The 21,007-nt window shown below is 61.3% G+C and carries 25 protein-coding genes and 1 pseudogene; 16 read left to right on the forward strand and 10 right to left on the reverse strand.

Annotated features, from left to right (window positions below; translation table 11 throughout):
* Positions 1-114: 114 nt before the first annotated feature.
* From AB9N64_RS15875 to AB9N64_RS15895, 5 genes are all read left to right on the forward strand, one after another.
* Positions 115-684: a YqgE/AlgH family protein gene (locus AB9N64_RS15875; RefSeq protein WP_019817750.1), complete on the forward strand. Its 570-nt coding sequence runs from the start codon at positions 115-117 to the stop codon at positions 682-684.
* Positions 684-1,121, forward strand: a complete 438-nt coding sequence (gene ruvX, locus AB9N64_RS15880; RefSeq protein ID WP_003195067.1) for a Holliday junction resolvase RuvX — start codon at positions 684-686, stop codon at positions 1,119-1,121. Before AB9N64_RS15875 ends, ruvX begins: the two co-directional genes overlap by 1 nt.
* Before the next feature lie 132 nt (positions 1,122-1,253).
* Positions 1,254-1,760 carry a bifunctional pyr operon transcriptional regulator/uracil phosphoribosyltransferase PyrR gene (gene pyrR / locus AB9N64_RS15885; RefSeq protein ID WP_019817751.1) on the forward strand — a complete coding sequence of 169 codons (507 nt, stop codon included), beginning with the start codon at positions 1,254-1,256 and terminating at the stop codon, positions 1,758-1,760.
* Between the two features lie 24 nt (positions 1,761-1,784).
* Positions 1,785-2,789 carry an aspartate carbamoyltransferase catalytic subunit gene (locus tag AB9N64_RS15890; RefSeq protein ID WP_014720325.1) on the forward strand — a complete coding sequence of 335 codons (1,005 nt, stop codon included), beginning with the start codon at positions 1,785-1,787 and terminating at the stop codon, positions 2,787-2,789.
* Entirely contained in the window at positions 2,786-4,057 is a 1,272-nt protein-coding gene (locus AB9N64_RS15895; protein ID WP_014720326.1) for a dihydroorotase, read from the forward strand. Before AB9N64_RS15890 ends, AB9N64_RS15895 begins: the two co-directional genes overlap by 4 nt.
* 43 nt (positions 4,058-4,100) lie before the next feature.
* Here AB9N64_RS15895 and AB9N64_RS15900 read toward each other — a convergent pair whose 3' ends face one another.
* Positions 4,101-4,529: an NINE protein gene (locus AB9N64_RS15900; RefSeq protein WP_371359516.1), complete on the reverse strand. Its 429-nt coding sequence runs from the start codon at positions 4,527-4,529 to the stop codon at positions 4,101-4,103.
* Positions 4,530-4,778: 249 nt separating this feature from the next.
* On the opposite strand from AB9N64_RS15900, the gene AB9N64_RS15905 reads away from it, so the two are divergent.
* The gene (locus tag AB9N64_RS15905; protein WP_003195078.1) at positions 4,779-5,417 is read left to right on the forward strand and encodes a C40 family peptidase; all 639 of its coding nucleotides are present in this window, start codon (positions 4,779-4,781) and stop codon (positions 5,415-5,417) included.
* 148 nt (positions 5,418-5,565) lie between these two features.
* On the opposite strand, the gene AB9N64_RS15910 is transcribed toward AB9N64_RS15905, so the two are convergent.
* Entirely contained in the window at positions 5,566-6,600 is a 1,035-nt protein-coding gene (locus AB9N64_RS15910) for a type IV pilus twitching motility protein PilT (protein ID WP_014720327.1), read from the reverse strand.
* A gap of 57 nt (positions 6,601-6,657) precedes the next feature.
* Between AB9N64_RS15910 and AB9N64_RS15915 the strand changes: the two genes are divergently transcribed.
* The 9 genes from AB9N64_RS15915 (at position 6,658) to AB9N64_RS15955 (ending at position 13,407) form a co-directional block, all read left to right on the forward strand.
* On the forward strand, positions 6,658-7,344 hold the full coding sequence (locus tag AB9N64_RS15915; RefSeq protein ID WP_014720328.1) for a YggS family pyridoxal phosphate-dependent enzyme: 687 nt from the start codon (positions 6,658-6,660) through the stop codon (positions 7,342-7,344).
* Between the two features lie 34 nt (positions 7,345-7,378).
* Positions 7,379-8,197 carry a pyrroline-5-carboxylate reductase gene (proC, locus tag AB9N64_RS15920; RefSeq protein ID WP_032902278.1) on the forward strand — a complete coding sequence of 273 codons (819 nt, stop codon included), beginning with the start codon at positions 7,379-7,381 and terminating at the stop codon, positions 8,195-8,197.
* A 25-nt stretch (positions 8,198-8,222) separates the two neighbouring features.
* Positions 8,223-8,810 carry a YggT family protein gene (locus AB9N64_RS15925; protein WP_003195087.1) on the forward strand — a complete coding sequence of 196 codons (588 nt, stop codon included), beginning with the start codon at positions 8,223-8,225 and terminating at the stop codon, positions 8,808-8,810.
* Positions 8,811-9,048: 238 nt separating this feature from the next.
* The gene (locus tag AB9N64_RS15930; protein WP_020301923.1) at positions 9,049-10,188 is read left to right on the forward strand and encodes a homoserine O-acetyltransferase; all 1,140 of its coding nucleotides are present in this window, start codon (positions 9,049-9,051) and stop codon (positions 10,186-10,188) included.
* Positions 10,189-10,195: 7 nt separating this feature from the next.
* Positions 10,196-10,816, forward strand: a complete 621-nt coding sequence (gene metW, locus AB9N64_RS15935; RefSeq protein WP_003195091.1) for a methionine biosynthesis protein MetW — start codon at positions 10,196-10,198, stop codon at positions 10,814-10,816.
* Between the two features lie 21 nt (positions 10,817-10,837).
* On the forward strand, positions 10,838-11,272 hold the full coding sequence (locus AB9N64_RS15940) for a DUF4426 domain-containing protein (RefSeq protein ID WP_014720331.1): 435 nt from the start codon (positions 10,838-10,840) through the stop codon (positions 11,270-11,272).
* Entirely contained in the window at positions 11,269-11,865 is a 597-nt protein-coding gene (gene rdgB / locus AB9N64_RS15945; RefSeq protein WP_003195095.1) for an RdgB/HAM1 family non-canonical purine NTP pyrophosphatase, read from the forward strand. Before AB9N64_RS15940 ends, rdgB begins: the two co-directional genes overlap by 4 nt.
* Positions 11,862-13,064 carry a radical SAM family heme chaperone HemW gene (gene hemW / locus AB9N64_RS15950; protein ID WP_058410817.1) on the forward strand — a complete coding sequence of 401 codons (1,203 nt, stop codon included), beginning with the start codon at positions 11,862-11,864 and terminating at the stop codon, positions 13,062-13,064. The genes rdgB and hemW overlap by 4 nt, the downstream gene beginning before the upstream one ends.
* Positions 13,065-13,083: 19 nt before the next feature.
* On the forward strand, positions 13,084-13,407 hold the full coding sequence (locus AB9N64_RS15955) for a DUF3392 domain-containing protein (protein WP_003195099.1): 324 nt from the start codon (positions 13,084-13,086) through the stop codon (positions 13,405-13,407).
* Positions 13,408-13,545: 138 nt separating this feature from the next.
* Here the strand turns inward: AB9N64_RS15955 and trmB are convergent, their stop codons facing one another.
* From trmB to AB9N64_RS15975, 4 genes are all read right to left on the reverse strand, one after another.
* Complete coding sequence (gene trmB / locus AB9N64_RS15960; RefSeq protein ID WP_003195101.1) at positions 13,546-14,271, reverse strand: tRNA (guanosine(46)-N7)-methyltransferase TrmB; 726 nt, start codon at positions 14,269-14,271, stop codon at positions 13,546-13,548.
* 9 nt (positions 14,272-14,280) lie between these two features.
* Entirely contained in the window at positions 14,281-15,075 is a 795-nt protein-coding gene (locus tag AB9N64_RS15965; protein ID WP_014720334.1) for a thiazole synthase, read from the reverse strand.
* 54 nt (positions 15,076-15,129) lie between these two features.
* Positions 15,130-15,330, reverse strand: a complete 201-nt coding sequence (gene thiS, locus AB9N64_RS15970; RefSeq protein ID WP_019817757.1) for a sulfur carrier protein ThiS — start codon at positions 15,328-15,330, stop codon at positions 15,130-15,132.
* A 79-nt stretch (positions 15,331-15,409) separates the two neighbouring features.
* Positions 15,410-15,784 carry a DUF423 domain-containing protein gene (locus tag AB9N64_RS15975; RefSeq protein ID WP_014720336.1) on the reverse strand — a complete coding sequence of 125 codons (375 nt, stop codon included), beginning with the start codon at positions 15,782-15,784 and terminating at the stop codon, positions 15,410-15,412.
* A 74-nt stretch (positions 15,785-15,858) separates the two neighbouring features.
* Between AB9N64_RS15975 and mtgA the strand changes: the two genes are divergently transcribed.
* Positions 15,859-16,581 carry a monofunctional biosynthetic peptidoglycan transglycosylase gene (gene mtgA / locus AB9N64_RS15980; RefSeq protein ID WP_014720337.1) on the forward strand — a complete coding sequence of 241 codons (723 nt, stop codon included), beginning with the start codon at positions 15,859-15,861 and terminating at the stop codon, positions 16,579-16,581.
* A 188-nt stretch (positions 16,582-16,769) separates the two neighbouring features.
* On the opposite strand, the pseudogene rpoH reads toward mtgA, so the two are convergent.
* The 4 genes and pseudogenes from rpoH to ftsY form a co-directional block, all read right to left on the reverse strand.
* Positions 16,770-17,625 (reverse strand): annotated as a pseudogene (gene rpoH / locus AB9N64_RS15985) (RNA polymerase sigma factor RpoH).
* Between the two features lie 130 nt (positions 17,626-17,755).
* A complete protein-coding gene (gene ftsX, locus AB9N64_RS15990) occupies positions 17,756-18,778 on the reverse strand; it encodes a permease-like cell division protein FtsX (protein WP_060766840.1) in 1,023 nt (340 codons plus the stop codon).
* A complete protein-coding gene (gene ftsE, locus AB9N64_RS15995) occupies positions 18,775-19,446 on the reverse strand; it encodes a cell division ATP-binding protein FtsE (RefSeq protein WP_003195112.1) in 672 nt (223 codons plus the stop codon). Before ftsE ends, ftsX begins: the two co-directional genes overlap by 4 nt.
* Positions 19,443-20,843, reverse strand: coding sequence for a signal recognition particle-docking protein FtsY (gene ftsY / locus AB9N64_RS16000; protein ID WP_371359517.1), 1,401 nt, complete (start codon positions 20,841-20,843; stop codon positions 19,443-19,445). Before ftsY ends, ftsE begins: the two co-directional genes overlap by 4 nt.
* Positions 20,844-21,007: the final 164 nt, after the last annotated feature.

The raw sequence follows: 21,007 nt of genomic DNA on the forward strand, positions 1-21,007 counted from the left end.
TCTTGGGACGCGGAGCGCCCCGGGATGCGTTCCCACGCGGAGCGTGGGAACGATCAGCGACCAGGCTCGCGCCCGCACTTGTCAGTTCGTCCCTCCAACGCCACACTAGCGGACATGAAAAACGTCAGCCCGACTTACCTCAAGCACCAATTCCTGATCGCCATGCCCCATATGGCCGACCCGAACTTTGCGCAGACCTTGACCTACATCGTCGAGCACACGGCCAATGGTGCCATGGGGTTGGTGGTCAACCGCCCGCAGGAGCTGAACCTGGCCGATATCCTTGAGCAACTGCGCCCGGAAATCGACCCGCCAGCGCGCTGCCAGGGCGTACCGATCTACTTCGGCGGGCCGGTGCAGACCGATCGCGGTTTTGTACTGCACCCCACCGGGCCGACGTTCCAGGCCACGGTAGACCTTGATGGGGTGTCACTGTCCACATCCCAGGATGTGCTGTTCGCCATCGCCGACGGCATCGGCCCCGAGCAGAGTGTGATCACCCTGGGCTACGCCGGTTGGGAAGCCGGGCAACTGGAGGCCGAACTGGCCAGCAATGCCTGGCTGACCTGCCCGTTCGACGCTGATATTTTGTTCAACACCGCCAGCGAATTGCGCCTGGAAGCGGCAGCAGCCAAGCTGCGGGTCAACCTCAGCCTGCTGACCAGCCAGGCGGGGCACGCCTGATGGCTTTGCGTCTGATCCTCGGTTTTGACTACGGCACCAAACAGATCGGCGTAGCGGTTGGCCAGGTCATCACCGGCCAGGCCCGCGAGCTGTGCACCCTCAAGGCCCAGAATGGCGTGCCGGACTGGAACCAGGTCGAAGCCCTGATTAAAGAGTGGAAGCCTGACGCGGTGGTGGTCGGCCTGCCCCTGAACATGGATGGCACCCCCAGTGACATGTGCCTGCGCGCCGAGAAGTTCGCGCGCCGCCTCAATGGCCGCTACAACCTGCCGTTCTATACCCACGACGAACGCCTCACCACCTTCGAAGCCAAGGGAGAGCGCCGCGACCGTGGCGGGCAAAAGGGCAGTTACCGCGACAACCCGGTAGACGCTATCGCCGCGGCCTTGCTGTTGCAGGGCTGGCTGGATGAAAACACCGCTTTATTTGAATCCTGACCCGCCGCGATCCTGTAGGAGCGGGCTTGCCCGCGAAGAACGTTAACGATACCGCGAGAAGGCTGGATGAACGCGGTGCCCATGAGTTTTTCGCGAGCAAGCTCGCTCCTACACACTTGATAAGGAGCCACTATGAGCTTGCCGAACCCTGCCGAACTGATCAGCCAGATGGCGATACGCCTCAAGGCGCACCTGGAACACCGTGCCATCAGCGAACCGCGTTTTATCGGCATACGCACCGGTGGCGTGTGGGTAGCCCAGGCATTGCTGGAAGCACTGGGCAGCGATTCGCCTCTGGGCACCCTGGACGTGTCCTTCTACCGCGACGACTTCAGCCAGAACGGCCTGCATCCACAAGTGCGCCCATCGGCCCTGCCCTTCGAGATCGAAGGCCAGCACCTGGTATTGATCGACGACGTGCTGATGAGCGGCCGCACCATCCGCGCCGCCATGAACGAATTGTTCGACTATGGCCGCCCTGCCAGCGTGACCCTGGTGTGCCTGCTGGACCTGGATGCTGGCGAACTGCCGATCAGCCCGGACGTCGTGGGTGCAACCCTGTCGCTTGCACCCCAGCAGCGGGTAAAATTGTCCGGTCCTACGCCGCTCGAACTCGAACTGCAAGACCTTGCCCTTTAAACCGCCTTGTAAAGAGTCCCCGCGATGACGCCTCTAGATGCCAAGCGCCCGCTGCAGCTCAATGCTCAGGGCCAGTTGCAACACTTCTTGTCCCTCGACGGTTTGCCCCGCGAACTGCTCACCGAAATCCTCGACACCGCCGACTCGTTCCTGGAAGTCGGTGGCCGGGCAGTGAAGAAAGTCCCGCTGTTGCGCGGCAAAACCATCTGCAACGTGTTCTTCGAAAACTCCACCCGCACCCGCACCACCTTTGAACTGGCGGCCCAGCGGCTGTCGGCCGATGTGATCACGCTGAACGTGTCCACCTCGTCGGCGAGCAAGGGCGAAACCCTGCTCGATACCCTGCGCAACCTGGAAGCCATGGCCGCCGACATGTTCGTGGTACGCCACGGCGACTCCGGCGCTGCGCATTTCATCGCCGAGCATGTGTGCCCGAACGTGGCGATCATCAATGGCGGCGACGGCCGTCACGCGCACCCGACCCAGGGCATGCTCGACATGCTCACCATTCGTCGGCACAAGGGCAGCTTTGAAAACCTCTCGGTAGCCATCGTCGGCGACATCCTGCATTCGCGGGTGGCACGTTCGAACATGCTGGCTCTCAAGGCCCTGGGTTGCCCGGATATCCGCGTGATCGCGCCCAAGACCCTATTGCCCATCGGCATCGAACAGTATGGCGTGAAGGTCTACACCGACATGGCCGAAGGCCTCAAGGATGTGGACGTGGTGATCATGCTGCGCCTGCAACGCGAGCGCATGGCCGGGGGCTTGTTGCCCAGCGAAGGTGAGTTCTACCGCCTGTTCGGCCTGACCACCGCACGCCTGGCCAAGGCCAAGCCGGATGCCATCGTGATGCACCCGGGGCCAATCAACCGCGGCGTGGAAATTGAGTCGGCGGTGGCCGACGGCCCACAATCAGTGATTCTCAACCAAGTGACCTACGGCATCGCCGTGCGCATGGCCGTGCTGTCCATGGCCATGAGCGGGCAAACCGCGCAACGTCAATTCGAGCAGGAGCAGGCCCAGTGAAGCTCAGCATTCTCGGCGCCCGAGTCATCGACCCGGCCAGCGGCCTGGACCAAGTTACCGATCTACACCTGGACGCCGGCAAGATCGTCGCCATCGGCGCCGCCCCCGCCGGCTTCAACGCCGGCCAGAGCATTGACGCCAAGGGCCTGGTGGCCGCACCTGGGCTGGTGGACTTGAATGTCGCCCTGCGTGAACCGGGCTACAGTCGCAAAGGCAACATCGCCAGCGAAACCCAGGCCGCGGCAGCCGGTGGCGTGACCAGCCTGTGTTGCCCGCCCAATACCAAGCCGGTACTGGACACTTCTGCTGTGACCGAGCTGATCCTCGACCGCGCCCGCGAAGCCGGCAATTGCAAAGTGTTTCCCATTGGCGCCTTGAGCAAGGGCCTGGATGGCGAACAACTCGCCGAATTGATCGCCCTGCGTGACGCCGGTTGCGTGGCCTTCGGCAATGGCCTGGAAAGCTTTCGCAGCACGCGCACCTTGTGCCGCGCCCTGGAATACGCGGCCACGTTCGACTTGACGGTGATCTTCCATTCCCAAGACCGCGACCTGGCCGAAGGCGGCCTGGCCCATGAAGGCGCAGTGGCGAGCTTCCTCGGCCTGCCGGGCATTCCGGAAACCGCAGAAACCGTGGCCCTCGCCCGTGACCTGTTGCTGGTGGAACAAAGCGGCGTGCGTGCGCATTTCAGCCAGTTGACCAGCGCCCGGGGCGTGGCTCTGATCGCCCAGGCCCAGGCCCGTGGCTTGCGGGTAACTGCGGATGTCGCCCTGTACCAGCTGATCCTGACGGATGAGGCGCTGATCGACTTCTCCAGCCTTTACCACGTACAGCCCCCGCTGCGCACCAAGGCAGACCGTGACGGTTTGCGTGCGGCGGTGAAGTCGGGTGTGGTGTCGGCGATTTCCAGCCATCACCAACCTCACGAGCGAGACGCCAAGCTGGCACCGTTTGGCGCGACCGAGCCGGGCATCAGCAGCGTGGAGTTGTTGCTGCCATTGGCGATGACGCTGGTGGAAGACGGCTTGCTGGACTTGCCGACACTACTGTCGCGCCTGAGCGCCGGCCCGGCCGAGGCCCTGCGCTTGCCAGCGGGCCAGTTGGCGGTGGGTTCACCGGCGGACCTGGTGCTGTTCGACCTGGCAAGCTCGACGGTGGCTGGTGAGCGTTGGTTGTCCAAGGGCGAAAACTGCCCGTTCATCGGCCACAGCCTGCCGGCGACGGTGCGGTACACCTTGATGGATGGGCGGATCAGCTACCAGGCTTGACGCGCAAGCTCGTTCCCACGCTCTGCGTGGGAACGATCAGTGCTCAGCAGCCGCTGTTGCGCTCGGCATTGCGGATCGAGATCTGCGTGTTCAGCGTCCAGAAGTCATACAGCACCCCGATCAGGAACAAACCGCCGGTCAGCAGGTAGATCAGGCCGGTGATCCATTTGCCCTGATACATACGGTGCACACCAAACACCCCCAGGAACGCCAACAGAATCCAGGCCACGTTGTATTCAATGGGCCCAGCGGTAAAACGCAGGTCGGCTTCACGGTCCATGGCCGGGATCAGGAACAAGTCGATCAGCCAGCCAATACCCAGCAAGCCGAAGGTGAAAAACCAGATCGTACCGGTCACCGGCTTGCCGTAATAGAAGCGATGAGCCCCGGTAAAACCGAAAATCCACAGTAGGTAACCAATCGCCTTACTGTGGGTGTCGTGCTGCTGACCAACCTGTTGATAGGTGTTCATGAAGGACCTCTTTTGCGTCGATAGATAAATTTTTTCATTTTCTTTGTGACTTTTTTACGGGCGCCCGACGTACGGTAAATGGTATCTTCCTGCCCTCAAAGCCTTGTACCGCCTGCCTTGTGTAGGACAATTGCGGCGAATCGTCGCGTTTTTCCTGAATTTGACCCCAAGGTTCAGTCGACAAACGGCCTGAGAACAGCACAAAAAGCTGTTATAAAGTTGCGCGCAAACCCATAAGAGCCACGCCTAATGCGACCATTTTTCAAGACATGGCTAACCATTTGCCTATTAATGCCACTGGCCGCCCACGCCACCAATCGTGAGCAACGACTTCCGAACGTTAACGGTTTCACCCCTAAAGTCCATAGCACGCCCAGCACTGCCAAAGCGGCAAAGCCGACCGTCAGCCGCCCGACTCAACTGAGCAAGGCCCACGGCAAAGTGCTTTCCACCCAGCTGGCCGTGAACACCAAGCAAAGCAGCAACGTCTTGAGCCGTGCCGTCAACGTGCTCGGTACACCTTATCGTTGGGGCGGCAGCAGCCCAAGTAAAGGGTTCGACTGCAGCGGGCTGGTGAAATATGCATTTAACGATGTAAAAGCGGTGGACCTGCCACGCACCTCCAACGCCATGGCGGCCGGCCATGGGTTGAAGGTTGACCGCAAAGACCTGAAGCCGGGCGATCTGTTGTTCTTCAAGTTGAAGAGCCGCCAGGTGAACCACGTTGCCATCTACCTGGGCAATGACCGCTTTATTCACGCACCGCGCCGTGGCAAGTCGGTGAGCATCGACACGCTGAAAAAGCCGTTCTGGGACAAGAACTACGTGATTGCCAAGCGGGTACTGCCTAAAGAGCAGAACAGCAACCTGCGGATCGTGCAGCGCTAAGCCAGGCACCACTGAAGCTCCCCCTTTGAAATGCAATCAAATGTGGGAGCTGGCTTGCCTGCGATGACGGTGTGTCAGTTGGCAGAGAGAGTGCCTGACAGTCCGCTATCGCAGGCAAGCCAGCTCCCACATTGTGTATCTGTGCGTTTTAGATATCTGCCGGCACCCTCGCCTTCTCCCGCGCCTCTTCCCGACTGACCAGGCCCGCGCCCACCAACGCCTTCAAACTCATATCCAGGGTCTTCATCCCCAACGCCCCACCGGTCTGAATTGCCGAAACCATCTGCGCCACCTTGTCCTCACGGATCAAGTTACGAATCGCCGGCGTACCCAGCATGATTTCATGGGCGGCCACACGCCCACCGCCCACCTTCTTCACCAACACCTGAGAGACCACCGCCTGCAACGACTCCGACAGCATCGAGCGGACCATGGCCTTTTCCCCGGCCGGGAAGACGTCCACCAGCCGGTCTATCGTCTTTGCCGCCGACGAGGTGTGCAGAGTGCCGAACACCAGGTGCCCGGTCTCTGCCGCCGTCAGCGCAAGGCGGATGGTTTCCAGATCGCGCAATTCACCCACCAGGATCACATCCGGGTCTTCTCGCAGGGCTGAACGCAGGGCCACCGAGAAACTGTGGGTGTCACGATGCACCTGGCGCTGGTTGACCAGCGCCAGTTTCGGCCTGTGGATAAACTCGATGGGGTCTTCCAGCGTGAGGATATGCTGGCGTCGATGCCGGTTGAGGTCGTCGATCATCGCCGCCAGGGTCGTGGACTTGCCAGAACCGGTGGGCCCGGTCACCAGCACCAGGCCGCGAGGAAGGCGGGCGATACGCTGGAACACCTCGCCCAATCCCAGCGCCTCCAGGCTCTGGACCTCAGTCGCAATAGCCCGGAACACTGCACCCACGCCGCGATCCTGGCGGAACACGTTCGCCCGGAACCGGGCGACGCCTGGCAATTCGAAGGCAAAATCCGTTTCAAGAGATGTTTCGAAATCCTTTTGTTGATGTTTATTCAGCAACGGGCTCAATAAGTCGACCACTTGGGTAGCGTCCAGCGCTGGCCCATCCAGCGGCCAAACCTCGCCATCAATGCGCAGCATCGGTGCCAGGCCGGCTGACAGATGCAGGTCTGAGGCGCCTCGGCTTACGCTGGCCGTCAGCAATTGCGTGATATCCATAGGGCTTTCCATTTCCAGTAGAATGCCGCGGACTCCATATCCACGGGCGCATCTTGAATGTCGACGATAGCAGACAACATCGGCCTGGTTAGCCAGCGCATCCGCGCCGCAGCCGACGCCGTGCAACGTGACGCAAGCAGCATCCACCTGCTGGCCGTGAGCAAGACCAAACCCGCGCAGGCAGTGCGCGAAGCCTATGCCGCCGGGCTGCGCGACTTTGGCGAAAACTACCTGCAGGAAGCCCTGGGCAAACAGGCGGATTTAACCGACCTGCCCTTGAGTTGGCACTTCATCGGCCCCATTCAATCGAACAAGACTCGCGCTATCGCCGAGCACTTCGCTTGGGTGCATTCCGTGGACCGCCTGAAAATCGCACAACGCCTGTCCGAACAACGCCCGGCCGACCTGCCGCCGCTCAATATCTGCATTCAGGTCAATGTCAGTGGCGAAGCCAGCAAGTCCGGCTGCACACCCGCCGACCTGCCGGCCCTGGCCACGGCGATCAGCGCCCTGCCGCGCTTGAAGCTGCGGGGCTTGATGGCGATTCCCGAGCCGACTGAAGATCGGGCAGAGCAGGATGCGGCGTTTGCCACGGTGCGCGACCTGCAAGCCAGCTTGAACCTGGCGCTGGACACACTTTCCATGGGCATGAGCCACGACCTTGAGTCGGCCATTGCCCAAGGCGCCACCTGGGTGCGGATCGGTACCGCGCTGTTTGGCGCCCGCGACTACGGCCAGCCGTGAAATGGCTGACATCCCTCGAAAATAAGGACCTGTCATGAGCAACACGCGTATTGCCTTTATCGGCGCCGGTAACATGGCGGCCAGCCTGATCGGTGGCCTGCGGGCCAAGGGCCTGGACGCCGAGCAGATCCGCGCCAGCGACCCGGGCGCCGAGACCCGCGAGCGCGTCAGCGCCGAACACGGCATCCAGACCTTCGCTGATAATGCCGAGGCCATCCACGGCGTCGATGTGATCGTGCTGGCGGTCAAGCCCCAGGCCATGAAGGCTGTGTGCGAGAGCCTGCGCCCGAGTCTGCAACCTCACCAACTGGTGGTGTCGATTGCCGCTGGCATCACCTGCGCCAGCATGACCAACTGGCTCGGCGCCCAGCCCATCGTGCGCTGCATGCCCAACACCCCGGCGCTGCTGCGCCAGGGCGTCAGCGGTTTGTATGCCACCGGCGAAGTCACCGCGCAGCAACGTGACCAGGCCCAGGAACTGCTGTCTGCGGTGGGCATCGCCGTGTGGCTGGAGCAGGAACAGCAACTGGATGCGGTTACCGCCGTTTCCGGTAGTGGCCCGGCCTACTTCTTCCTGCTGATCGAGGCCATGACCGCCGCCGGTGTCAAGCTGGGCCTGCCCCACGACGTGGCCGAGCAACTGGCGGAGCAAACCGCCCTGGGCGCCGCGAAAATGGCGGTCGGCAGCGAGGTGGATGCCGCCGAACTGCGCCGTCGCGTCACCTCGCCAGGTGGCACCACACAAGCGGCTATCGAGTCGTTCCAGGCCGGGGGCTTTGAAGCCCTGGTGGAAACAGCACTGGGTGCCGCCGCACATCGTTCAGCCGAGATGGCTGAGCAACTGGGCAAATAGTCGTCCCTTACCAAGGTAATCAAACATGCTCGGAATCAATGACGCTGCCATTTTCATCATCCAGACCCTGGGCAGCTTGTACCTGCTGATCGTGCTGATGCGCTTTATCCTGCAACTGGTGCGGGCAAACTTCTACAACCCGCTGTGCCAGTTCGTGGTGAAGGCCACCCAACCACTGCTCAAGCCGCTGCGCCGAGTGATCCCGAGCCTGTTCGGCCTGGACATGTCGTCGCTGGTGCTGGCGTTGTTGCTGCAGATTTTGCTGTTCGTGGTGATCCTGATGCTCAATGGCTACCAGGCCTTCACCGTCCTGCTGCTGCCATGGGGCCTGATCGGGATTTTCTCGCTGTTCCTGAAGATCATTTTCTGGTCGATGATCATCAGCGTGATCCTCTCCTGGGTCGCACCGGGCAGCCGTAGCCCAGGTGCCGAATTGGTGGCTCAGATCACCGAGCCCGTGCTGGCACCCTTCCGTCGCCTGATTCCGAACCTGGGTGGCCTGGATATCTCGCCGATCTTCGCGTTTATCGTGATTCAGTTGCTGCAAAGCTGGGTGATTCCGCGCCTGGCCTACTTTGCTTACATGCCAAAAGAGTTGTTTGGCCTGATCTGAATGCCGTAGCCCCTATGGGAGCTGGCTTGCCTGCGATAGCATGGCTTGTGCTGATCGTTCCCACGCTCTGCGTGGGAATGCAGCCGTGACGCTCCGCGTCACCAGGGCAGGACGCAGAGCGTCCCAAGAGGCATTCCCACGCGGAGCGTGGGAACGATCACGCTAACCCCCGACCATTGCTTGCCGCTAGGGTCCCCGCTCTTTAGACTTACGCCTCATTTAAACGAGAGCAGGGTCGATGCCAGCTGCCTTCCCCCCCGATTCTGTTGGACTGGTCGTGCCACAAGTGGCGCATTTCAGCGAACCCCTGGCCCTGGCCTGCGGCCGTTCGTTGCCAGCCTACGACCTGATCTACGAAACCTATGGCCAACTGAACGCCACGGCGAGCAACGCCGTGCTGATCTGCCATGCCTTATCCGGCCATCATCACGCCGCCGGCTTCCATAGCGTTGACGACCGCAAGCCCGGCTGGTGGGACAGTTGCATCGGCCCCGGCAAGCCCATCGACACCAATAAGTTCTTTGTGGTCAGCCTGAACAACCTCGGCGGCTGCAACGGCTCCACCGGCCCCAGCAGCCTCAACCCGGAAACCGGCAAACCGTTCGGCGCCGACTTCCCAGTGCTGACGGTAGAGGACTGGGTGCACAGCCAGGCACGCCTCGCCGACCTGCTGGGCATCAGCCAGTGGGCCGCCGTGATTGGTGGCAGCCTGGGCGGCATGCAGGCCCTGCAATGGACCATCACTTACCCAGACCGCGTGCGTCATTGCCTGGCCATCGCCTCGGCGCCCAAGTTGTCGGCGCAGAACATCGCCTTCAACGAAGTGGCGCGCCAGGCGATCCTCACCGACCCCGAGTTCCACGGCGGTTCGTTCCAGGAAGCGGGCGTGATCCCCAAGCGCGGCTTGATGCTGGCGCGGATGGTCGGCCACATTACCTACCTGTCCGACGATTCCATGGGCGAGAAATTCGGCCGAGGCCTCAAGAGCGAGAAGCTCAACTACGACTTCCACAGCGTCGAGTTCCAGGTGGAAAGCTACCTGCGTTATCAGGGCGAGGAATTCTCGGGGCGCTTTGACGCCAACACCTACCTACTGATGACCAAGGCTCTGGACTACTTCGACCCGGCCGCCAACCACGATGACGACCTGGCAAAAACCTTCGAGCACGCCACGGCCCAGTTCTGCGTGATGTCGTTCACCACCGACTGGCGCTTTTCGCCGGCACGCTCCCGTGAGCTGGTGGATGCCCTGATGGCCGCCAAGAAAGACGTCTGCTACCTGGAGATCGATGCACCGCAAGGCCACGACGCCTTCCTGATTCCGATCCCGCGTTACCTGCAGGCCTTTAGCAACTACATGAACCGAATCGCACTGTGAGAACGCCATGAGAGCCGACCTGGAAATCATCCAAGACTGGATCCCCGCCGGCAGCCGCGTGCTCGACCTGGGCTGCGGCGATGGCGAATTGCTGAGCTGGCTGCGTGACCACAAGCAAGTCACCGGCTACGGCCTGGAAAACGACCCGGATAACATCGCCCAGTGCGTGGCCAAGGGCATCAACGTGATCGAGCAGGACCTGGACAAGGGCCTGGGCAACTTTGCCAGCAACAGCTTCGATATCGTGGTGATGACCCAAGCCCTGCAAGCCGTGCACTACCCGGACCGCATCCTTGACGAAATGCTGCGCGTGGGCCGCCAATGCATCATCACCTTTCCCAACTTTGGCCACTGGCGCTGCCGCTGGTACCTGGCCACCAAGGGGCGCATGCCGGTCTCCGACTTCCTGCCGTACACTTGGTACAACACGCCGAACATCCACTTCTGCACCTTCGAAGACTTCGAAGCCCTGTGTGGCGAGCGTGAAGCCAAGGTGATCAACCGCCTTGCCGTCGATCAACAGCACCGCCACGGCTGGGCGAGTAAGCTATGGCCCAACCTGTTGGGCGAAATTGGTATCTACCGGGTCAGCAGCCCTGGCCTGACCGACCACAAAGTTGCCGTCTAATCATCTTCAAGAGGGACGTTCATGAGTCGTTTGGCTATTTTTCTATTGACCGCATGCCTGGGCGCCAGCGCCATGGCCGCCGACGCTATCGACGCTAATCGCAAAAAAGACTTCGGCGATATCACCGTTCATTACAACACCTTCACTTCAAGCTTCCTGCCCGCTGAGACCGCCCAAAAAGTCGGTGTGGTGCGCAGCAAGGAGAAGGGGTTGATCAACGTGACCGTGATCAAGGGCGTAAGCCCGGTGGCCGCGCAAGTCACTGGCACGGTCAAGGATTTGGGCGGCAAGAGCGAGATCCTGACGTTCAAGCAGATCGAAGAGAAAAGCGGCATCAGCTACCTCGCGCCCTACTCGGTGACCCAGCGGGAATACAAGACGTTTACCATCAACGTTGAAACCGGCGGCAAGGCCCACGGTTTCCAATTCAACCAAGAACTGTTCCCGGCCGAATGATGAACCTTACCCAACTCGTACTCGCCAGCCACAACGCCGGCAAACTCAAAGAACTGCAAGCCATGCTCGGTGAGTCTGTGCACCTGCGTTCGATTGGCGAGTTCAGCCAGGTCGAACCGGAAGAGACCGGCCTGTCGTTCGTCGAGAATGCCATCCTCAAGGCCCGCAATGCCGCGCGTATCTCTGGCCTGCCGGCCCTAGCGGATGATTCGGGCCTGGCCGTGGACTTCCTCGGCGGCGCCCCTGGTATCTACTCCGCCCGTTACGCCGACGGCAAGGGCGACGCAGCCAACAACGCCAAGCTGCTCGACGCCCTCAAGGACGTGCCGGAGGCCGAGCGTGGTGCGCAGTTCGTCTGCGTGCTGGCCCTGGTGCGGCATGCCGATGACCCGTTGCCGATTCTGTGCGAAGGCCTGTGGCACGGGCGCATCCTGCAAGCCGCCAGCGGTGAGCATGGGTTTGGCTATGACCCGCTGTTCTGGGTGCCGGAGCGCAATGTCTCCAGCGCCGAACTGAGCCCGGCCGACAAGAACCAGATCAGCCACCGCGCCCGCGCCATGGCGTTGCTGCGCCAGCGCCTGGGCTTGAAATGACCCAGAACACCTCTGCGCAGCCGCTGATCCACGGTGGCGCGCAAACACCACGGGCGGCCCTGCCCCATCTGCCGCCCCTGGCGCTGTACATCCATATCCCGTGGTGCGTGCGCAAATGCCCGTATTGCGACTTCAACTCCCACACCGCCAGCAAAGTGCTGCCGGAAGAAGAGTATGTGGACGCCCTGCTGGCGGACCTGGACCAAGACCTGCACGCCGTGTATGGCCGTAAACTGAGTTCGATCTTCTTTGGCGGCGGCACGCCCAGCCTGTTCAGCGCTGCTGCACTGGGCCGCCTGCTCAAGGGCGTTCAAACGCGTATCCCGTTTGCCGACGATATCGAGATCACCCTGGAAGCCAACCCCGGGACGTTCGAACAAGAGAAGTTCGTGGCGTACCGCAAACTGGGGATCAATCGCCTGTCCATCGGCATTCAGAGCTTCCAGCAAGAGAAGCTCGAAGCCCTGGGCCGCATCCACAATGGCGATGAAGCCGTGCGCGCAGCCGGCATGGCGCGCCAGGCCGGGTTCGATAACTTCAACCTGGACTTGATGCACGGCTTGCCCAACCAGTCCCTGGAGGACGCCTTGGGCGACCTGCGCCAGGCCATTGCACTCAAGCCCACGCACCTGTCCTGGTACCAACTGACACTGGAACCCAATACCGTGTTCTGGAACCAGCCACCCGCGCTGCCGGAAGACGACACGCTGTGGGATATCCAGGAAGCCGGCCAGGCACTGCTCGCCGAACACGGTTACGCACAATATGAAGTCTCGGCCTACGCCCAACCGGGGCGGCCGGCGCGGCATAACCTCAATTACTGGAGCTTTGGCGACTTTATCGGCATAGGCGCCGGCGCCCACGGCAAGCTCAGCCACCCGGACGGGCGCATCATCCGCACCTGGAAAACTCGTGCACCGAAGGACTACCTCAACCCGGCCAAAAGCTTCCAGGCCGGCGCGAAAGAACTGACCAACGATGAACTGCCGTTCGAGTTCCTGATGAACGCGCTGCGCCTCACCGAAGGGGTTGATGCCAAGCTCTACGCCGAGCGCACCGGCCTTGACCTGGCGAGCCTCGACGAAGGCCGCCGCGACGCAGAACAAAGTGGATTAATGCAGGTCGAACCGTCACGCCTGGCGGCCACCGACCGCGGGCAACTCTTTCTCAATGACCTGTTGCAGAAGTTTTTGAGCTGATAGCTCTTAAGGAAATCGAATGGATCTGGTACTCGACCTGCTCGCCACCGTATCCCGCTGGAGCCGTAGCAACCTGTCGGAAATCTCGTTGGCCCTTGTGGGCTGTTTGCTGGTGCTGTTCGGCGCCGACATCAAGGGCTGGGTCGAAGCGCGCCTGGGCAGCATCGCCGGTGCCTTGCGCGTACCCTTGATGGCCCTGCTGTGCCTGATCGGCAGTGGTGCGGCGTTGATCTACGCTACGCCGTGGATTGTGCGGGGATTGAGCCAGTTCAATAACTACAGCCTGGCGCCGGTGTTGATCGTGGTGCTGGTGTTGATTGGCGTGGTAGCAGACCGCCGCTGACCCAGCAGGCACTACAAAACACATGTGGGAGCTGGCTTGCCTGCGATACAGACACTTCGGTGTATCAGTGATACCGAGGTGATGTTATCGCAGGCAAGCCAGCTCCCACATTTGATTGCGTTTCAAGCGGATGACTGTTTAAGCCAGCTTCTCGAACTTCAAATCCCACACCCCATGCCCCAACCGCTCGCCACGGCGTTCGAACTTGGTGATCGGCCGCTCGGCCGGGCGTGGCACGCATTTGCCGTCTTCGGCCAGGTTGCGGTAGCCGGGGGCGACGTTCATCACTTCCAGCATGTATTCCGCGTACGGTTCCCAGTCGGTGGCCATGTGCAGGATGCCGCCCACTTTCAGCTTGCTGCGCACCAGTTCCGCGAAGGACGCCTGGACGATGCGGCGCTTGTGGTGACGGGCCTTGTGCCAAGGGTCGGGGAAGAACAGCATCAGGCGGTCGAGGCTGTTGTCGGCGATGCAGCGGTTGAGCACTTCAATCGCATCGCAGTCGTAGACCCGCAGGTTTTTCAGGCCTTGGGTCAGCACACCGTTGAGCAGTGCGCCGACGCCTGGGCGGTGCACTTCCACACCGATGAAATCCTGCTCCGGCGCGGCTGCGGCCATTTCCAGCAGGGAATGGCCCATGCCGAAACCGATTTCCAGGGAGCGCGGGGCCGAACGGCCGAACACTTGGTCATAGTCCACCGGCGCATCGGCCAGGGGCAGTACGAACAGCGGCGTGCCCTGTTCCAGGCCCTTTTGCTGGCCTTCGGTCATGCGGCCGGCGCGCATCACAAAACTCTTGATGCGGCGGTGCTTGGACTCGTCGCCCTCTTCCACGGTGTTCGGCGTTTCGTTTGATTCAGTCATCAATAGCTCTTACTTGATCAGACCATCCAGCGGCGAAGAGGCGCTGGCATAGAGTTTTTTCGGCATGCGCCCGGCGAGGTAGGCCAGGCGGCCCGCGACGATGGCGTGGTTCATGGCTTGGGCCATCATGATTGGTTGCTGGGCATGGGCAATGGCCGAGTTCATCAGCACCGCGTCGCAGCCCAGTTCCATGGCGATGGTCGCGTCGGAGGCAGTGCCCACACCCGCATCCACCAATACCGGGATCTTGGCTTCTTCGAGGATGATCTGCAGGTTATACGGATTGCAGATGCCCAGGCCGGAACCGATCAGACCAGCCAGCGGCATCACCGCGATGCAGCCGATTTCTGCCAACTGACGGGCGATGATCGGGTCATCGCTGGTGTAGACCATCACGTCGAAGCCTTCCTTGACCAAGGTCTCGGCGGCCTTGAGGGTTTCGATCACATTGGGGAACAGGGTTTTCTGGTCGGCCAGCACTTCCAGCTTCACCAGGTTGTGGCCGTCGAGCAGCTCACGGGCCAGGCGGCAGGTGCGCACGGCTTCGATGGCGTCGTAGCAGCCAGCAGTGTTTGGCAAAAAGGTGTAGCGCTCCGGCGACAGCACTTCGAGCAAGTTCGGCTCGCCCTCGATCTGGCCGAGGTTGGTGCGGCGTACGGCGAAGGTGACGATCTCGGCACCCGAGGCTTCGATGGCCAGGCGGGTTTCTTCCATGTCGCGGTACTTGCCGGTGCCGACCAGCAGACGGGACTGGTAGGTACGACCGGCCAGGACGAAAGGCTTGTCGCTACGAACGATGCTCATGGGAAATCCTCTGGTTGGATGAGGTTCTGCAGAATGCGTTGCGGCCGTGGCGGGCTAGCCGCCGCCGATGGCGTGGACCACTTCGATCTGGTCACCTTCGGTGAGCACAGTCTCGGCGTGCTGGCTACGCGGGACGATATCCAGGTTGAGCTCCACTGCGACGCGACGCCCGGTCAGGTCCAGACGGGTCAGCAGGGCCGCAACGGTTTCGCCGTCGGGCAGTTCAAAGGGTTCGCCGTTCAACTGAATGCGCATGCCACGGGCCGCCATCGTTTTTAGGGGCCCGCATTCTAGCGCGATTGGAACCTGAAGGTCAGCTCCAAGCGTCAAGCGGTCAAAGCTGCAAACGCCACGCCGCCAGGCCCAGGAAGAACCAGCCGAGCAGGAACGCCAGCCCGCCAAACGGCGTGATGATCCCCAGTTTACTGATGCCGGTCATCGTCAGCACATACAGGCTGCCCGAGAACAGCAGGATACCGACGGTAAACGAAATACCCGCCCAGGTGACCAACCGGCCCGGAATATGCGCCGCCAGCAAGGCCACGCCGAACAGTGCCAGGGCATGCACCAACTGGTAGGTCACGCCGGTATGGAAGATCGCCAGGTAGTCGGCGCTCAGGCGGTTTTTCAGGCCGTGGGCGGCGAAAGCGCCCAGCGCAACGCCGGTAAAGCCGAAAAAGGCAGCCAGCATCAGAAAGCTACGCAGCATGGGGAACTCCAGTCAGACTCATCGGGCAGGGTCTGTATAATGGCCCGCTCAACGGGTTCGGCCAAGCCATCTCTATGCTGCGTGTCCTCTTCAAACGCTTTCTCAACGTCGTGAAATGGTTTGCCATCGGCAGTGTGTTGCTGGTGCTGCTGTTTCGTGTGGTGCCGCCACCGTTCACTGCGCTGATGGTGGAGCGCAAGGTCGAGTCCTGGGTTGACGGTGAGCCTATCGACCTGCAACGCAGCTGGGTGCCGTGGGATGAAATCTCCGACGACCTTAAAGTGGCGGTGATGGCCGGTGAAGACCAGCGCTTCCCGCAACATTGGGGTTTTGATTTCGGCGCGATCCAGGCGGCGATTCTGCACAACGAACGCGGCGGCTCGATTCGCGGTGCCAGCACCTTGAGCCAACAGGTGTCGAAAAACCTGTTCCTGTGGGCCGGGCGCAGCTATTTGCGCAAAGGCCTGGAGGCGTGGTTTACCGGTTTGATCGAAGTGTTATGGCCCAAGCAGCGGATTCTTGAGGTGTACCTCAACAGTGTGGAATGGGATGAAGGTGTGTTTGGCGCAGAAGCGGCGGCGCGGCACCATTTTGGCGTGAGTGCCAAGGGGCTTTCGCGGCAGCAGGCCAGTTACCTGGCGGCGGTGTTGCCCAATCCACGGGTGTGGAGTGCCAGTCATCCGACCGCCTATGTGGCACGGCGAGCGGCGTGGATTCGCCAGCAGATGAGCCAGTTGGGCGGGGAGGGTTACCTGGTGGAGCTGAACAACTCTCGAAAGGCACCCTGGTCCGACTGACACAATACGAGACCTGTGGGAGCTGGCTTGCCTGCGATAGCGGTGGGTCAGTAACCCATGCTTCATCTGACACGGCCTCATCGCAGGCAAGCCAGCTCCCACATTAAACCGAGTTGTACTTGAGACTTTTCGAACACATACAAAAATGCCCCGATCTTTCGACAGGGGCATTTTTTGTTCGCTGCGTTTTAAGCGGCGATCGACAACTTCAGCTTGTTCATCGCGCTTTTCTCAAGCTGACGAATCCGCTCTGCCGACACGTTGTACTTTTGCGCCAGGTCGTGCAGCGTGGCTTTTTCTTCTGCCAGCCAACGCTGGTAGAGAATGTCACGGCTGCGGTCGTCCAGCACTTCCAGCGCTTCGTGCAGGTTGTGGTTGGAGTTGTCGCTCCAGTCGGCGTCCTCCAGTTGACGCGCCGGATCGTACCGGTGGTCTTCCAGATAGTTGGCCGGCGATTGGAAGGCGCTGTCGTCATCCGCTTCGGCGGCTGGGTCGAAGGCCATGTCATGGCCGGTCAGGCGGCTTTCCATCTCGCGCACTTCACGGGGCTCCACACCGAGGCTTTCGGCCACGCGGTGGACTTCTTCGTTGTTCAGCCACGCCAGGCGTTTTTTTCTGGCTGCGCAGGTTGAAGAACAGCTTGCGCTGGGCCTTGGTGGTGGCCACTTTCACGATGCGCCAGTTGCGCAGGATGAACTCGTGGATTTCCGCCTTGATCCAGTGCACGGCAAACGACACCAGGCGCACGCCCATTTCAGGGTTGAAACGCTTCACAGCCTTCATCAGGCCTACGTTGCCTTCCTGAATCAGGTCGGCCTGGGCCAGACCGTAGCCGCTATAGCTACGGGCGATATGTACGACAAAACGCAGGTGGGCGAGCACCATCTGCCGAGCCGCCCCCAAATCCTGCTCATAGTAGAGACTCTCGGCCAGTTCACGCTCCTGCTCGGGCGTCAGCAATGGAATGCTGTTGACCGTGTGCACATAGGCTTCCAGGTTCGCACCCGGGACCAAGGCATAAGCAGGTTGCAAAGAAGTGGTCATACGAAAAAACCTCCGACTCACATAACTCGTGCAGTTCAGCACTGCGAAAATTGACCTGGGAACCGTAGGACAAGTTCCCTAAACCGCTGATACGGTCAATACAAACGAAACCACATTAATCTGGCATTAACTACTTCGGCGCCAGTTCACGTAAATGCCGTGCCACCGCAATCCACGCACCGATATACCCCAACAACACCGCGCCAAGCAAGAGACTCAGACCATCGGCTACCGGCACACCGGCCAACGCGAAATCACTGCCGTAGAGCCCCGCCAGGCCGACAACCGCGTCGTTCAACCAATCCAGGCCAAACGCCAGTACGCCCCAGGACAAGATCCCCGCACCCAGGCCATACAGCGCGCCCATGTACAGGAAAGGCCGACGCACATAGCTGTCTGTGCCGCCCACCAGTTTAATCACTTCTATCTCGGTGCGACGGTTTTCAATATGAAGACGAATGGTATTACCTATCACCAAAAGTAATGCAGACACTAATAACACCGTCAGGCCGAACACAAAGCGGTCGCCCAGCTTGAGGATCGCGGCCAGGCGCTCTACCCAGACTAGATCAAGTTGGGCCTGTTGCACCTTCGGCATCCCTGCGAGTTTTTGTCGCAGGGCTTCCAGCGCCGGCTTGTCGACCTCGTTCGGCGTTACCAGCACCACGCCCGGCAGCGGGTTCTGCGGCAGCTCCTTGAGCGCCTCGCCCAGGCCCGATTGCTGCTGGAACTCTTCAAGGGCCTGGTCGCGGCTGATGTACTCGGCCTCGGCTACCCCCGGGATGTTCTTGATATCGTCACGCAGCGCTTCGCCTTCCTTGCTGCTGGTGTCCAGGTTCAGGTACAGCGAAATCTGCGCCGCCCGCTGCCAGGAACCGCCCAGGCGCTCCACGTTATTAAGCAACAGCGACAAGCCCATCGGCAGGCTCAAGGCCACGGCCATGACCAGGCAAGTGAAAAAGCTGCCGATCGGCTGCTTGCCCAGGCGCCGCAGGCTGTCCAGCAGGCTGGCGCGGTGGCTTTCGATCCAGGCGTGCACCAGCGTGCCGAAGTCCGGGCCGTCGTCTTCGTCGTGTTTTTTCTTTTTCGGTTGCGGGTCGGCCGGCTTCGGAGCCACCCGTTCGGATACTTTAGGGCTGCGTGTAGCACTCATACGCCAGCCTCCCCGTCGCCGATCAGGCGGCCGCGTTGCAGGGTCAGCATGCGATGGCGCATACGGGCAATCAGGGCCAGGTCGTGGCTGGCGATCAAGACGCTGGTGCCCAGGCGGTTGATGTCTTCGAACACCCCCATGATCTCGGCCGCCAGGCGCGGGTCGAGGTTACCGGTGGGTTCGTCCGCCAGCAGCAAAGCCGGGCGATGGACGATGGCGCGGGCGATACCGACACGCTGTTGCTGGCCAGTGGACAGGTCGCCGGGAAAGAGGTCGGTCTTGTCCGACAACGCCACGCGCTCCAGGGCCGAGTCCACGCGCTTGACGATCTCGGCCTTGGACAACCCGAGGATCTGCAACGGCAGGGCCACGTTGTTGAACACCGTACGGTCGAACAGCAACTGGTGGTTCTGGAACACCACGCCGATCTGGCGGCGCAGGAATGGAATTTGCGCATTGCTGATAGTGGCCAGGTCCTGGCCCGCCAGCAGCAACTTGCCGGTCGTCGGGCGTTCCATGGCCAGCAGCAGGCGCAACAGCGTACTTTTGCCCGCGCCCGAATGGCCGGTGACAAACAAGAATTCGCCGCGACGCACTCGAAAGCTCAGCTCATGCAAGCCCACATGCCCGTTGGCATAGCGTTTACCGACCTGTTCGAATCGAATCATGAACGCTCCCGCTCGGCAAACAGTGCCTGTACAAAGGGTTCGGCTTCAAAGGTGCGCAGGTCGTCGATGCCTTCACCGACGCCGATATAGCGAATCGGCAACCCGAACTGTTTGGCCAGGGCGAAAATCACACCGCCCTTGGCCGTGCCGTCGAGCTTAGTCAATGCCAGGCCGGTCAGCTGCACCGTCTGGTTGAATTGCTTGGCCTGGCTGACGGCGTTCTGGCCGGTACCGGCGTCGAGCACCAGCAGGACTTCATGGGGTGCATCGGCGTCGAGCTTGCCGATCACGCGGCGCACTTTCTTCAGCTCTTCCATCAAATTGTCTTTGGTGTGCAGGCGGCCGGCTGTATCAGCGATCAGCACATCGATGTTGCGCGCCTTGGCGGCTTGCACAGCATCGAAGATCACCGAAGCAGAGTCGGCACCGGTGTGCTGGGCGATCACCGGGATCTTGTTGCGCTCACCCCACACCTGCAACTGCTCGACGGCCGCGGCACGGAAGGTGTCACCGGCGGCGAGCATGACTTTCTTGCCTTCACCCTGCAGCTTCTTGGCCAGCTTGCCGATGGTGGTGGTCTTGCCAGCGCCGTTTACGCCTACCACGAGGATGACGAAAGGCTTTTTCGGCGTGATCACCAGCGGCGCCTCAACCGGCTTGAGCATGGCGGCCAGCTCAGCCTGCAGGGATTTGTACAGCGCATCGGCGTCGGTCAACTGCTTGCGCGCGACCTTCTGCGTCAGGCTCTGGATGATCACGGCGGTGGCTTCGACGCCCACGTCGGCGGTTAGCAGGCGGGTCTCGATGTCTTCCAGCAACTCGTCATCAATGACTTTCTTGCCCAGGAACAGGCTGGCCATGCCTTCGCCAATACTGGCGCTGGTCTTGCTCAGGCCCTGCTTGAGGCGGGCAAAGAATCCGGTTTTGCTGGTTTCGGTTACGGCAGCGGCGGGTTCTGGCTCGATAACGGCAGGTGCAGCGACAACCGGTGCAGGCACTTCGACGACGGGCGGTACTTCAGCCACAACCTCTACCGGCGCCGGCTCAGCCACTGCCGGAATCGGCGGCACGACGTGCTCGGCCTGAACATCCTCCACCAACGCCACGGGCTCTTCGGCCACGGGCAGCTCCAACCAGGGCTTGTGCTCGGGCTCAGGCTCAGGTTCCGGCGCGGCCTCGGCGACCGGCTGCAACACCGGCTCAGCCATCGGCAACACCACCGGAACTGGCGTCTCGGCAACCGGTTCGGCTTCTATTACGGGTTCAGGGGTCGGTTCAGCGTGAACCTGTGGCTGTTCGACGACGGTTTCCTGCGGCTTTTTGCGCAGCCATCCGAACAGGCCTTTCTTCTCGCCAGCCGCAGCTGGGGTCTTCTTGTCGTCGTTGGAACCAAACATGGAGACGGCTATCTCAAGGTAGCGACGCGCCACAGGGCGCGCCGGTAAATAAAATTCGATGCGTAACAGACTGTTTTTTAGCCAGCTCGTTCATGCGCAACATTTTGTAAGGCCTAAATAGGGCCTTCACAAGACAGCCGCAGTGGCCGTCCTTAAGTCGGACC

It is taken from the genome of Pseudomonas sp. KT_2_4 (assembly GCF_041410225.1).
Lineage (GTDB): Bacteria > Pseudomonadota > Gammaproteobacteria > Pseudomonadales > Pseudomonadaceae > Aquipseudomonas > Aquipseudomonas paracarnis.